The sequence below is a fragment of the Nocardia sp. NPDC051929 genome (assembly GCF_044548645.1).
Classification (GTDB): domain Bacteria; phylum Actinomycetota; class Actinomycetes; order Mycobacteriales; family Mycobacteriaceae; genus Nocardia; species Nocardia sichangensis.
In genome coordinates, this window is sequence record NZ_JBIUCG010000016.1 from 183,708 (window position 1) to 196,818 (window position 13,111).

Genomic DNA, 13,111 nt, shown 5'->3' on the forward strand with positions numbered 1-13,111 from the left:
AATTCTCGAATCCCGCGCAACGGCGGCGAGGGCGAGCGCCTACCCGGTCCGGGCCGACCGCCGCCCTGGCGCCCCGACCACGCCCGGAAACCAGCGATGCATCGCGTAGGCGCCCGCCGCGGCGGTGAGCGCGAGCGCGATGGCCGCTCCGCCGAGCACGGTCACGGCGCTGATCGCGCCGACCGCCACCGGTCCGACGAACATGCCGATGTCGTGGGTGAGCCGCCAGGCCCCGAGGAACTCGGCCCGCTGCCCGTCGGGCGCGACATCAGCGCCGACCGTCATGATCAGCCCGTTGCTCATGCCGTTGGCCAGCCCGAGCAGCACGGCGACGCAACCGAGCCCGAGCACCGAGGAGGTGCACGGCAGCACACCGAAACCGGCGGCGAACAGGACCATCGACGGCACGCCGGTCGCCCGCCTGCCGTAGCGATCCAGCCACACGCCCGCCGGATACGACATCAGCACGTCCACCGCGCCCGCCAGGCCGAACACCAAACTGGTGGTCGACGCGCTCAGTCCGATGTGCGCGGCCCACAACGGAAGCAGCGCCAGCCGGGCCGCACGCGCGGCCCCGACCAGCAGCGCGGCCAGGCCGAGCGTGCCGAGGGTCCTGCGGTGCTCGACCACGATCGCCGTCAGCGCGTGCCCCGCGCCCGCCTCGCCCGATCCCTCCGGCGATCGGATCGCCGCCATGGCCGCGCCGGACACCACCGTGGTCACCAACTGCAACCACAACGCGCCGTTGGGACCGAGCGAATGCACCACGGCCGCACCGAGGAACGGTCCGCAGAAGAACCCCAGCCGCATGGAACCGGCCAGCGTCGACATCGCGCGGCCGAGGTCGTTCGGGGGCACCACGGCAACCAGATAGGACTGGCGAGCCAGGCCCCACACCGCGCCCGCCGCGCCGCCCAGCAGCATGCCCAGCGCGAGCACGCCGACATTCGGCGCGATGATCGCCGCGAGCACGCCGATCGCACCGAGCACCGAACCCACCGCAAGCGCACCGCGTTCCCCGATGGTCGCGACGACCCGCCCCGCGGGCAGGTCGGTGAGCACCATGCCCAACCCGGACAACGCGACGATGATCCCCGCCAGCCCGGCCGACGCGCCCAGGTCGAGCGCGCGCAGCGCGTACATCGGCGCCGCCGCGCCGGACCCGATGCCGTACACCACCATCGGCACGAACACCGTCCAGGTCAGCGACCGCAACCGCACGCCGCCGATGTCGCCCGCTACGACGGACCGCTCGCTCATCGCATCGCCGATCGATGCCGCGAGGCCGCGCTCCGCCCGATCACATTCAGCCCGAAGCCGCCGCCCGAGGCGAGACCGCGCGCCGATTGCCATTCCCCATTTCCAGCGAACCTCGCTACCGGAGGGCGGCCGCAGGCAGCTGGTTCACGGCACGCGGTAGGCGTGGTGGAGGCAACCCGCGACACGACAGCAGGAGACTCGGAACCGGCCGACCACCAGCACCCGGAGCGCACCTGGCTCGCATTGCCCTGGAACCCGACTCGCTGGTTCGAGTCGACCAGCACAGCGTGTGGATCGAAGACGCGCACGCTAGCGTGCGCGACCGACTTCGAATGCCCGACCCGTGAGCGGGGCACGGCGTCGGCCGGCCCCGCACCGAACGCGCGGGGCCGACCCATCGCATGCACCGGTGCCGTCCTGTGGCGGACAGCCCGGCGCCCAGGCGGACAGTCGCTTTCGTCGGCGCCGCTCACCGGGCCAGCGCGGGCTGCGGGGCGAAACGGCTGTCGGGGCGGGGCAGGCCGAAGTGGTCGCGCAGCGTGGTGCCGGTGTACTCGGTGCGGAACAGGCCGCGTTCCTGCAGGATCGGCACGACCGTCTCGGCGAAGATCTCCAGTCCGCCCGGGTAGTACGGCGGCATGACGTTGAACCCGTCGGCCGCGCCGTTGCGGAACCATTCCTCGATGGTGTCGGCGACCTGCTCGGGGGTTCCGGCGAACACCCGGTGGCCGCGCGCACCGGCGAGGCGGTGCAGCAGGCCGCGCACGGTCGGCCGTTCGCGCTGCACGATGCCCGCCACGACCTGCAAGCGGCTCTTCCCGTTGTCGGTCACATCGCCCGCCGCGTCGAACAAATCGACCGGGATCGGCTCGTCCAGCGGCAGGTGCCGCAGGCTGATCCCGACGATGCCCTCCAACTGGGCCAGGCCGTATTCCGGCACGGTGAGCTCGTTGAACTCCTGCTCCAATTTCTTGGCCGCCGCCTCGGTGTCGGCGATGAACGGGCTGATCCCCGGCAGGATCTTGATGTGCTCGGGGTCGCGGCCGAAGCCACGGGCCCGCTCCTTGATGTCGGCGTAGAACGCCTGGGCGTCGCTGAGCCGCTGATGCGCGGTGAAGATCGCCTCGGCGTACTTGCCCGCGAACGCCCGCCCGTCGTTCGACGCGCCCGCCTGCACCAGCACCGGGTGGCCCTGCGGCGTGCGCGGCGCGTTGAACGGTCCACGCACCCGCAGGTATTCGCCGGCGAAGTCGATCTGGTGGATCTTCTCCGGGTCGGCGTACACGCCTGAGGCCTGGTCCAGGACGATGGCGTCGTCCTCCCAGCTGTCCCACAGCGCCACCACGGCGTCGACGAATTCCCTAGCACGGGCGTACCGTTCGGCATGGTCGGGATGCTTGTCCAGACCGAAGTTCGCCGCGGCGAGATCGGTGCCGGTGGTGACGATGTTCCAGCCCGCCCGGCCGCGGGAGATGTGGTCCAGCGTGGAGAACAGCCTGGCCAGGTTGTAGGGCTCGTAGTACGTGGTCGACGCGGTGGCGATGAGGCCGAGATGCGTCGTCGCGGTGGCGATCGCGGTGAGCAGGGTGATCGGTTCCAGGCCGGAGGTCGCGTTGTGCTTCACGTTGTTGTGCAGGGCGGGTCCGTCGGCGAAGAACACCGCGTCCAGTTTCGCCGCTTCGGCGGTGCGTCCGATCTCCTGGTAGTAGGCGACGTCGTAGATCCGTTCGGGGCTGCTCCACGGATGCCGCCATGCCGCCTCGTGGTGGCCGGAGGGGTAGATGAAGGCGTTGAGGCTGAGTTGGCGCGGTGCGGTCATGAGGCTTTCTTCTCGTCGGTGGGCCTGTCGACGACGTCGACGCCCAGGCTGGCCAGCAGCAGGGAACGGTGCCGCAGGAAGGCGGGATCGCCGTGGCGGCGTGGGCGTTCCAGGTCGATGCGCTGGTCCACCGCGATGCGCCCGTCGTCGAGCACCAGGACACGGTCGGCCAGCAGCACCGCCTCGTCCACGTCGTGGGTGACCAGCAGCACGGCGGGCCGATGCTCGGCGCACAGGTCCTGCAGCAGTGCGTGCATCTTGATCCGGGTCAGCGCGTCCAGCGCGCCGAACGGTTCGTCCGCCAGCAGCAGCTCGGGTTCGCGCACCAGCGAACGCGCCAGGGCGACACGCTGTTGCTCGCCACCGGAAAGCTCCTTGGGCCAGGCCTTCTCCCGGCCCGCGAGCCCGACCTCGGCCAGTGCCGCGCGACCGCGACCGGCGGCGTCCGAACCTCCTAGACCGAGGGTCACATTGTCGAGCACCCGCACCCAAGGCAGCAACCGGGAGTCCTGGAACACCACCGAACGCTCGGTGGGCACGCTCAATTCGCCGGAACCCGGCACGTCGTAGTCCAATTCGGCGAGCGCCCGCAGCAGCGTGCTCTTGCCCGAACCGCTGCGGCCGAGCAGCGCGACGAACTCGCCGCGCGCGATGTCGATGTCGATGTCGCGCAGCACCACCCGGTCGCCGAAGCCACGGCGCAGCCGCCGGGCGCGCACGACGTTCAGTCCCCGAGTGTCTGCCGCCATGACAGCGCCTTCCTTTCCACCGCGCGCACCAGGATGTCGCCGAACAGGCCGAGCAGGCCGTAGATCACCAGGCCGACCACGATGATGTCGATCTGGCCGTAGGTGCGGGCCTGGGTCATCAGGTAACCGATACCGCTGGTGGCGTTGACCTGTTCCACCACGACCAGCGCCAGCCAGGAGATCGTGACGGCCAGCCGCAGGCCGGTGAAGAAGCCGGGCAGCGATCCCGGCAGCGCGATCCGGCGGACGAATCCCCACCGCGACAGTCCGACGGTCTGGGCGAGTTCCACATACCTGGCGTCGACGCTGCGCAGGTGCGCGTGCGTATTCAGGTAGATCGGGATCGCCACGCTGGTGGTGATCACCACCAGCTTCATTTCCTCGCCGATGCCGAACCACACGATGAACAGCGGAATCAGCGCGAGCGTCGGAATGGCGCGCTTGATCTGGATCGGCCCGTCCACCAACGCTTCACCGACCCGGCTCAGCCCGGCCAGCAGCGCCAGCACCAGGCCGATCGCGACACCGAGCCCGAGCCCGATCACGGCGCGCTGCACCGAGGTCAGCAGATTGCTCTGTAAACGGCCGTCGGCGAGCAGGTCACCGGCGGTCTCGGCGACCGTCCACGGCGCGGGCAGGGTCTCCGGATCCAAAGCGCCCGTGGCCGAACCGGCCACCCAGGCGGCGATCAGCAACGCCGGTCCCACCGCGATGCCGAACGGGATGGGGCGGCCAGGACCGAGGCGCGGCCGGGTCGGTTTGCGTTTCCCCAGTATCGGTTCCGCCGTGGAGCGGCCGAGGCCGAAGCGGCGCAGCACCCCGGCGTCGAGGGTCGCCATCAGCGTGCCTTCGGTTCGAACGACGCGCCGCTCTCGGTGACCGCTTGCGTGATCGCGGCGTCGAAGCGCAGGTCGAAGCCGTTGGACGCCTGCACCTTCTTGGGCAGTTCGCCCGCCTTGGCGATGGCGTCGATGGTGGCCTGCTGCCGGTCGACCAACTGCTGGTCCAGATGCGGGAAGACGTAGGTGCCCAGCGAGTCGACGATGCGCTTGGCGTCGTCGGCGCTCACCTTCTGGTTGTCCACGTAGTAGCGGCGCGCCCAGTCCTCCGGGTGGGTGTTGGCCCACTGGTAGGCGCGGACGAACGCGCCGACCAGCGCCCGGGTGGCGGCCGCCTTCGCCGGATCCCGCACGACCGCGCGGCGGGCGTACAGATAGGCGAGACCGCCGTAGAGACCTACGGTCTCGGAGTCGGGGACCAGCGAGGTGCCCGGCGTGCGCAGGAACCGGGTGACGTTCGGCTCGATCAGCGGCGCGACGTCGACCTGGCCGGTGCGCACGGCATCGAGGAACTCGGCCAGTTGCAGCCGGACCAGCTGCACGTCGGAGGTGGTGAGCCCGGCCTTGTCGATGGCGCGCAGCACGGCGGCCTGCTGTGCCGTGCCCTCCGCGTAGGCGATCTTCTTGCCCTTCAGATCCGCGAGCTTCGTCACCGACTTGCCCGGCGCCACCGCGAGTTTCAGGGCGGTGGTGCTGGTCTGGTAGGACGCGATGATCGGGACGTCCTGCCCGGCCACCAAGGCGTGGATCGGCGGGACGTCGCCGACCTGGGCGACGTCGGCGGCGCCCGCCCGGAACGCCTCCAGGATGGCGGGACCGCCGACGAAGTTGGCGAACTCCACCTTGAACGGAAGCTTGTCGAGCTCGCCGGAGATGCGCAGCACCGATTGCAGGCGCTCGGATTGGTCGGCGACCACGAGGGTGGTGCCTGCGGGAACCTCGGTCGGCAGTGGTCCTTCGGCGGTGGGACCGACCGGCTTGTCGTCCTTCGCGCAGCCGGTGAGTCCGAGGGTCGCAACGGTCGCCACGGCGAGCAATGCGGCGGTCGCGCGGCCACGGAGGCCGGACCGGAACGTACTTGGTCGGAACATAAGGCGAATTAGAACAAGACGAAACCGGCGCGAAAACGGTTTGTCTCAGCCTGGTTCGAACCCCTCAGCGGGGCGGCGCTGCCACCGTCGTCGACCGGACCTGCTGCTGGTAGCGCTGCACGAACGGCAGAATCTGCTGCTCGATCACCGTGTTGTATTCCCGGGGCCGCTGCATCGGATTCGCGTGCCCGGTGTTTCGCGCCAGCACCACCAGCAGCGTGCCGTCCACTCCGCCGGACCGCTCGATCAGCACCCGATGGGAGTACTCGACGTCGACCACGCGGTCGGCGCTCGCGTCGCGCGGCCGGATGAAGACGATGGCGGGCCGTGGCTTGTCGGCCACGGGCTGGGCGAGGGCGCGCAGGTCGTCCGTCGCGCCACCGGCCACGATTGCGGTGAACTGGGATTCGATCAGACCGTTGCTCGCCGCGTCGCGCGAGACGATCTTCTCCCGCATCACTTCCGCCAGCACCTGGCCCAGTTGGCCGAACCGGATGCCGGGCAGCCCGTCGCCCCGGTCGACGAAACGGTCCCGGCGAGCGTAGGTCTCCACGGCCAGCCGGAGCATGCGGCTTTCCCGCGCACCGGGCAGCCAGCCCATCCACCGCAGCATGTCCTCACCGCGCCCGCGACTCTCCGGACGGACCGCGTTCAGGTCGACCGGCGTGCAGTCCAGGATCACCCCGACCAGTCTGCGGTCGCTGTCCCGGTGGATGTGCTCGGCGACCTCCAGTGCGATCACGCCGCCCATGCTGTGGCCGACGAGCACGATGTTGCGCAGGCCCGACAGTTCGGCGGCGCGCACCACGAGGTCGGCGATCACCTTGGTATCGATACCTTGATTGTCGTAGCGGATCGCCCACACCATGCCCATCCTGCGCAGAGCGGGCAGCGCGGCGGCGGTGCCACTGGCGTCGAGCCCGCCGAGCCCGACCAGATCCACCACGACGGTGTCCCAGTTCTGCGGGTCCACCGGCGGGGCGACGGGCAGGATGGCGGGCTCGGTGCGCGCCAGTCGCGCCTGTTCCGGCGCGACGTCGTACTTCCAGTACTGCGCGAACACCACGAGTCCGGCAAGCAGCAGTGCGGCCACCCGAAGCAGCGTCACCCTGGTGCGGCGCAACGTCTTCCACCCGTGCCCCAGGCTCGTGTCCCGCAGCCGAGATCGGCGTCGCGCGTCGTCCCAGTCGGAGACGGTGGACGGGTGCCTCTCGTCCATCGGCGACATCCATCCCACTGTAGGCACGGGTGCGGGCGGTCGCCATGAGCCCGCTATCGTTCAGCGTGCCGCCTCGGCCTTGGCCGCGAGTTTGCCCAGCGAGTTCCGCCGACCGAGTTTGTTGTCGTCGAGCGCGATTAAGCTCGACAGACCGTCGGGTACCTCCTGGATGTCGGTGCCGCCCTCGACATGGTGCAAGGTAGCTGACAGTGTGCTCGTCGCCACCGACGGATCGCAGGTCGTGAATTCGATGATCTGCACCACGTGCTCGTGCGGGCCGCGCGAATTGCTGTGCGCGGTGGCCTTGCCGCTACCGTGGACTCGTCGCGCAAGCGAGCGTGATTCGGAACACGCCGACCTCCCCAGGTATCGAATTCGCGCACGTGTCCGGTCCTGCCGTCTGGCACCATCCACTGCCGCACCGCTTCCGCGCGCAGATGCCACCGAACACGGGTCGCGCGTCCGCACTCAGCGGGGTCACCGACACGTTCGGGGAGACTCGCGTCGCGGAAACGCCATCGATCAGCGGAAAGGCGACCAGGCGGGCTCGAACCACCCCGGGGCGGCGGCGATGAATCGCGCACGCTCCCAGCCGCCCGCGCCTTGCGGCACCGAACCCACCAGGTCGACGCCGCTGACGCGCGGCAGGTCGATGCGATTGCATTCGGCGGCGAGATCCGGTTCGGCGGGCCAAGAGCCGATCACCAGGCCTTGGCACCGCACGCCCGCCGATTGCAGTGCGCGGGTGGTCAGTTCGGTGTGGTTGAGCGTCCCCAGCCCGGCCGCGGTGACCAGCAGGACGGGCGCGCCGAGTTTCTGGGCGAGGTCGAGCAGGGTGAAATCGCCTAGGCGCACCAGCAATCCGCCCGCGCCCTCGACCAGGACGAGGTCGGCGTCGGTCAGGGAATCGACGGCGGCGGCGGTCTCGGCGAGTGTCAGCTCCGGCAGCCCGGCCCGGCGGGCGGCGGTGTCGGGCGCCAGCGGGTCCCGGTAGCGGGCGAGTTCGAGCGTGCGGGTGACGCCGGACAACCGTTGGATCTCCGCGAGGTCTCCGGGTTCGCCCACCGCGACACCGGTCTGGCCCGGCTTGCACACCGCCACCGAACGGCCGTTCGCCATCGCCGCGGCGGCGACGGCCGCGGTGACGACGGTCTTGCCGACATCGGTGGAGGTTCCGGTGATCAGCAGGACGGTCATGCCGCCACCGCCTCTCGCGCCTGCGCCAGCACTTCGCCGAGCACCGTCGCGATGGAGTCGAGTTCGGCCGGTGTGAGATTCGCCCGCGCGGTCAAGCGCAGTCGCGACGTGCCTTCCGGAACCGTCGGCGGACGGAAGCAGCCAACGTCCAGCCCGTGCGCTCGGCACGCCTGCGCGGCGTCGAAGGCCACTTGCGCCGGACCGAGCACGACCGACACCACCGCCGAAGGCGGCGCGGGCACACCGGCGATCCCGGCGATGTCCGCGGCGCGCGCCAGCACCCGCTCGGCCAGCTCCGGCTGGGCGCGCAGCACCCGCAACGCGGCCCGCGCGGCGCCGACGGCGGCGGGCGCGAGACCGGTGTCGAAGATGAACGTGCGCGCGGCGTCGATCAGGTGGGCGCGCACCCGGCCACTGCTCAGCACCACACCGCCCTGCGCGGCAAGGGATTTCGACAGCGTCGCGGTGATCACCAGATCCGGCGCCCCCGCCAGGCCCGACTCGTGCGCCAACCCGCGTCCGCCCGCCCCGCGCACACCGATGCCGTGTGCCTCGTCCACCACGAGCACCGCCCCGTTGGCCCTGGTCACCCGGTGCAGTTCGGTCAACGGCGCGAGATCGCCGTCGGCGCTGAACACCGAATCCGTGAGCACCAGCGCACGTTCCTCGACGCGCTCCGACAGCAGCCGCTCCACCGCCGCGACGTCGCGATGCGGCGCGATCTCCACCCTGGCGCGGGAGAGCCTGCACGCGTCCACCAGCGAGGCGTGGCTGCCCGCGTCGGAGATCACCAGCGAACCGCGCCCGGCCAGCGCGGTCACCGCGCCGAGGTTGGCCGCGTATCCGGAGGCGAACACGAGTCCCGCTTCGACGCCGACGAATTCGGCCAACTCGGTCTCCAGCAGTTCGTGCTCGGTGGTGGTGCCGGTGACCAGCCGCGACCCGGTCGACCCCGCACCCCAGCGGCGCACCGCCTCGATCGCGCCTTCGATCACCTCGGGGTGGCGCACCAGGCCGAGATAGTCGTTGGAGGCGAGATCGATCGACGGCGCCTGCGGGGCGCGCGGCCGCAGCTCGCGGCGCAGTCCCGCGGCCACGCGCGCGGAAGCGCGTTCGTCCAACCAGCTCAACGGATCGGTAGTCACAGCTCCGAAGCATACTTGAACACCGTTCAGGGCACTCTCCCGCAGGTCCGCTGGTACCGTTGAGCCCATCGTTGGTGGTGTCACCGGCCCGCGGTGACAAGCTGCACCGGGAGGTACACGGCCGGATGCCGCGGTGGGCGATAGTCGTCGAGGAAACAACGGGCTCGGGCGATCACAAGCGCTGGTCACCCCGAATCCTGACGGAAGTGGTCGGCACGCGCGCACAAGCGCTGGCGAAACTGGCCGGAGTGCTGCCCACCTACACCCCGGAGCATCCCAAGCTGCGCGGTCGCCGCGTCGTGCTCCGCGACGGTGACACCTATCTACTGATGGTGCGCGGCTGGTCGGACGACTACCACTGCATCTTCCGGGTGTGGGAGATGCTGTCCGACAGCGATCGTCCCGACCTCGCCGACGGCCGCCCTAATTCGTCCGATCGGCTCACGGACCGGTGAACCAGTTCGGCGTATCCAGCCGGAACACCTCGCCGGGCGTCAGCGAGCGCAGATCGCGCTCCAGGTCGGCCAGCCGATCCGCGCCGAGCAGTTCCGACCAGCGATCGTGGATCCGGTCGAACGTTCGCGCCGATCGGGTCAGCACGTCATCGGCGCGTTCGGTGAGCGTGTAGACCTTGCGCCGCGCGTCGGACGGATCGTGCCCGCGGCGAAGGTAGCCCAGCCGCTCCAACGCCTCGATATGCTTGCCCGCGGCCTGTTTCGAGACACCGAGCGCGCGCCCCAGGTCGGCGGCCGTGCAACCGTGCGGCCCGCCCGCGCGGCCGATCGCCTGGAAGACGAAGCCGTGCATCGGCCGCAACTCGGCGTGACCGTGCTCGGCCAGATCCGCGTGCACCTCGTCGATCACAGCCCGGAAGCCGAGCAGCATGCGCAGCGGCAGCTCATAGCCACCCCTGTCACTTGACATGATGGACAACCTCGTTGACTATATAGACAACCATGTTGTCTATTATAGAGGTGGTAGCCAGATGACCGTCATCCGACACTCCGACACCCGCCGCACCGAAACCCCTGGCGGTGTCATGACCACGCTCGCCTCCCCCACCCAGGGCGGCTCCGGACTCGCGTTGTGGCGGGTCGAGGTGCCCGCCGACACCGCGGGACCGCTGCACTTCATCGACGCCGAGCAGATCTGGACCGTCCTCGCCGGACGGCTCGACGTCACGCTCGACGGCACGGAACTCACCGCGGCCGAAGGGGATACGGTGATCCTCCCGCCGAACACGCTGCGACAGGTGCACACCGGCGACGGCTTCACCGCCATCGTCACCGCGCCCGCGGGGGCGCGGGCAGGCACACCGGACAGCGACGGCACCATCGTCCCGCCCTGGATCGCCTGACCGGTCACCGACCGATCCCCGCGGCGACCGCGGCGCGCATGCCGGCGGTGATCGTGGCGATGTCGCCGGACGTGCTGATGAACGGCGGCATGGTGTAGACGAGGTTGCGGAACGGACGCAGCCACACCCCGGCCGCCACCGCGGCGTCGGTCGCGGCGCGCATGTCGACCGGGTGGTCCAGCTCGACCACACCGATCGCACCGAGCACACGCGCCTCGATCACGCCCGGCAGCTCGCGCGCCGGGGCCAGGCCCGCAGCCAGCTCCGCTTCGATCCGGGTCACCTCGCCGCGCCAGTCGCGCGAGCGCAGCAACTCGATCGACGCGACGGCGACCGCGCAGGCCAGCGGGTTGCCCATGAACGTGGGGCCGTGCATGAGCCCGCCGTGCGCCGCGCTGATCGTCTCGGCGATCCGCGTGGTGCACAGCGCGGCGGCCAGGGTGAGGTAACCGCCGGTCAGCGCCTTGCCCACGCACATCACATCCGGGCTCACCCCGGCCAGGTCGGCCGCGAAAAGCGTTCCGGTGCGGCCGAATCCGGTCGCGATTTCGTCGAAGACGAGCAGCACCCCGTGCTCGTCGCACAACCTGCGCAGGTCGGCGAGATAGCCGGGATGATGCCAGCGCATCCCGCCCGCCCCTTGGACGATCGGCTCCACGATGACCGCCGCGAGTTCGCCCGCGTGCGCGGCGATCATGCGCTCCAGTTCCGCCGTGTATTCCGGGTGGTACTCGCTCGGCGGCATCGGCGCGAACAGCTGATTCGCCAGGATGTCGGTCCACAGCGAGTGCATGCCGCCCTCGGGGTCGCACACGCTCATCGGGGTGAAGGTGTCGCCGTGGTAGCCGCCGCGCCAGGTGAGCAGCCGCCGCTTCTCCGGCTTGCCCAGCGAACGCCAGTACTGCAGGCACATCTTCACGGCGACCTCGACCGACACCGAGCCGGAGTCGCACAGGAACACCTTGTCCAGCCCGGCCGGTGTCGATTCGACCAGCAGCTCGGCCAGCCGGGCCGCCGGCTCGTGGGTGAGCCCGCCGAACATCACATGACTCATCCGCCGCGACTGGTCGACCAGCGCGGCGTCGAGCACCGGGTGCCGGTAACCGTGGATGGCGGCCCACCAGGAACTCATGCCGTCGACCAGCTCGCGTCCGTCGGCCAGGGTCAGCCTGGTCCCCGCGGCGGCGGCCACCACCAGCGGTTCGGTCGTCGCGGGGAAGCCGCCGTACGGATGCCAGACGTGCTCGGCGTCGAGGGCGGTGATCTGGTCGGGGGTCAGTGCCACAGGAATCCTCGCGTCACGGCCCGGGTCGCCCCGGAGCGGATTGAACACCGTTCAAGTTAGCACCCGAGCTGGTCGGGTTCGCAAGGGTGGGCCGAGTTCGGCCGTTTCCCAGCCCGGTGGCGTCGCGGCGGAATATTCTTTGACAAAGTCAAAGATTGGAGCCGCCGTGACCGCTGCCGCCCCCGCCGACATCGCCGCCGTCCGCGAGTTCAACCGCCACTACACGCGCGTGATCGGCGTGCTGCGCGAAGGAGTGCACGACAGCCGCTACTCGCTCACCGAGGCGCGGATACTGTTCGAGCTGGCCGCGTCCGACGCCACCGAAGTGGTCGCGCTACGCCACGCCCTCGACCTGGACGCGGGCTACCTCAGCCGCATTTTGGCCCGGTTCGAGCAGTCCGGCCTGGTGCGGCGCAACCGCTCCGGCAGTGACGGCCGCCGCCAGGAGGTCCGGCTGACCGATCGGGGCAGGGAGATCTTCGCGACGCTCGATCAGCGCTCCAGCGACGAAGTGGGCGCGCTGCTCGACGCGCAGCCGCAAGCGACCCGCGCGCGCCTGATCACGGCGATGCGAACCATTCAGCAGATTTTGGACCGGCCCGCCGACGCACCTGCTTTCTCGCTGCGACGCCCGCGCTCCGGTGATTACGGCTGGGTGATCCAGCGTCATGCCGAGCTCTACGCGAACGAATACGGCTGGGACGCGACCTACGAGGAACTGATCGTGCGCATCGTGGCCGACTATCTGACTTCCCGCGACGAGCAGCGCGAGCGCGCCTGGATCGCGGAATCCGACGGCCGCCCGGTGGGTAGCGTCTTCTGCGTTCGCGAGGACGACACCACCGCGCGCCTGCGGTTGCTCCTGGTCGAGCCGACCGTCCGCGGTCTCGGCGTCGGCTCGGCGCTGGTGGACGAATGCCTGCGATTCGCCACGGCGGCGGGCTACCGGGAGATCGTGCTGTGGACCAACGACGTGCTCACCGCCGCGCGGCGCGTCTACCAGCGCGCGGGATTCGAGCTCGTCGACCAGAGCCCGCATCACAGCTGGGGGCACGACCTGGTCGGCCAGACCTGGCGGCGGTCGCTCACATCCGCGAAGTGAGCCGCGCGCCCGCTCACGAGCCGCCACACGATGCGCCGGGTCGCATGC

At 70.3% G+C, this 13,111-nt stretch carries 14 protein-coding genes; 3 read left to right on the forward strand and 11 right to left on the reverse strand.

Annotated elements, in window-relative coordinates:
• Positions 1–39 precede the first annotated feature (39 nt).
• The 9 genes from ACIHAX_RS22960 to ACIHAX_RS23000 form a co-directional block, all read right to left on the reverse strand.
• Complete coding sequence (locus ACIHAX_RS22960) at positions 40–1,260, reverse strand: MFS transporter (RefSeq protein ID WP_397279446.1); 1,221 nt, start codon at positions 1,258–1,260, stop codon at positions 40–42.
• Between the two features lie 469 nt (positions 1,261–1,729).
• A complete protein-coding gene (locus ACIHAX_RS22965; RefSeq protein WP_397077985.1) occupies positions 1,730–3,079 on the reverse strand; it encodes an LLM class flavin-dependent oxidoreductase in 1,350 nt (449 codons plus the stop codon).
• A complete protein-coding gene (locus ACIHAX_RS22970) occupies positions 3,076–3,828 on the reverse strand; it encodes an ABC transporter ATP-binding protein (protein WP_397279448.1) in 753 nt (250 codons plus the stop codon). Before ACIHAX_RS22970 ends, ACIHAX_RS22965 begins: the two co-directional genes overlap by 4 nt.
• Positions 3,804–4,667 carry an ABC transporter permease gene (locus tag ACIHAX_RS22975; RefSeq protein ID WP_364430537.1) on the reverse strand — a complete coding sequence of 288 codons (864 nt, stop codon included), beginning with the start codon at positions 4,665–4,667 and terminating at the stop codon, positions 3,804–3,806. Before ACIHAX_RS22975 ends, ACIHAX_RS22970 begins: the two co-directional genes overlap by 25 nt.
• On the reverse strand, positions 4,667–5,758 hold the full coding sequence (locus ACIHAX_RS22980) for an ABC transporter substrate-binding protein (protein WP_355078298.1): 1,092 nt from the start codon (positions 5,756–5,758) through the stop codon (positions 4,667–4,669). The genes ACIHAX_RS22975 and ACIHAX_RS22980 overlap by 1 nt, the downstream gene beginning before the upstream one ends.
• Positions 5,759–5,822: 64 nt before the next feature.
• Positions 5,823–6,986 carry an alpha/beta hydrolase gene (locus tag ACIHAX_RS22985; protein ID WP_364430540.1) on the reverse strand — a complete coding sequence of 388 codons (1,164 nt, stop codon included), beginning with the start codon at positions 6,984–6,986 and terminating at the stop codon, positions 5,823–5,825.
• 51 nt (positions 6,987–7,037) lie between these two features.
• Positions 7,038–7,238, reverse strand: a complete 201-nt coding sequence (locus ACIHAX_RS22990; protein WP_397279451.1) for a hypothetical protein — start codon at positions 7,236–7,238, stop codon at positions 7,038–7,040.
• 261 nt (positions 7,239–7,499) lie between these two features.
• Positions 7,500–8,174, reverse strand: coding sequence for a dethiobiotin synthase (gene bioD, locus ACIHAX_RS22995; protein ID WP_397279453.1), 675 nt, complete (start codon positions 8,172–8,174; stop codon positions 7,500–7,502).
• Positions 8,171–9,319: an 8-amino-7-oxononanoate synthase gene (locus ACIHAX_RS23000; RefSeq protein ID WP_397279455.1), complete on the reverse strand. Its 1,149-nt coding sequence runs from the start codon at positions 9,317–9,319 to the stop codon at positions 8,171–8,173. The genes bioD and ACIHAX_RS23000 overlap by 4 nt, the downstream gene beginning before the upstream one ends.
• A gap of 59 nt (positions 9,320–9,378) precedes the next feature.
• Between ACIHAX_RS23000 and ACIHAX_RS23005 the strand changes: the two genes are divergently transcribed.
• Positions 9,379–9,774 (forward strand): hypothetical protein, encoded by a 396-nt coding sequence (locus ACIHAX_RS23005; RefSeq protein WP_355078303.1) that lies wholly within the window; start codon positions 9,379–9,381, stop codon positions 9,772–9,774.
• Here ACIHAX_RS23005 and ACIHAX_RS23010 read toward each other — a convergent pair.
• The gene (locus ACIHAX_RS23010; RefSeq protein ID WP_364430550.1) at positions 9,761–10,243 is read right to left on the reverse strand and encodes a MarR family winged helix-turn-helix transcriptional regulator; all 483 of its coding nucleotides are present in this window, start codon (positions 10,241–10,243) and stop codon (positions 9,761–9,763) included. The two genes, ACIHAX_RS23005 and ACIHAX_RS23010, sit on opposite strands and share 14 nt — an antisense overlap.
• Positions 10,244–10,304: 61 nt before the next feature.
• Between ACIHAX_RS23010 and ACIHAX_RS23015 the strand changes: the two genes are divergently transcribed.
• Positions 10,305–10,676, forward strand: a complete 372-nt coding sequence (locus ACIHAX_RS23015) for a cupin domain-containing protein (RefSeq protein WP_364430553.1) — start codon at positions 10,305–10,307, stop codon at positions 10,674–10,676.
• A 4-nt stretch (positions 10,677–10,680) separates the two neighbouring features.
• On the opposite strand, the gene ACIHAX_RS23020 is transcribed toward ACIHAX_RS23015, so the two are convergent.
• Positions 10,681–11,961, reverse strand: coding sequence for an adenosylmethionine--8-amino-7-oxononanoate transaminase (locus tag ACIHAX_RS23020; protein ID WP_364430556.1), 1,281 nt, complete (start codon positions 11,959–11,961; stop codon positions 10,681–10,683).
• 166 nt (positions 11,962–12,127) lie between these two features.
• On the opposite strand from ACIHAX_RS23020, the gene ACIHAX_RS23025 reads away from it, so the two are divergent.
• Positions 12,128–13,063, forward strand: a complete 936-nt coding sequence (locus ACIHAX_RS23025; RefSeq protein WP_397279459.1) for a GNAT family N-acetyltransferase — start codon at positions 12,128–12,130, stop codon at positions 13,061–13,063.
• Positions 13,064–13,111 lie beyond the last annotated feature (48 nt).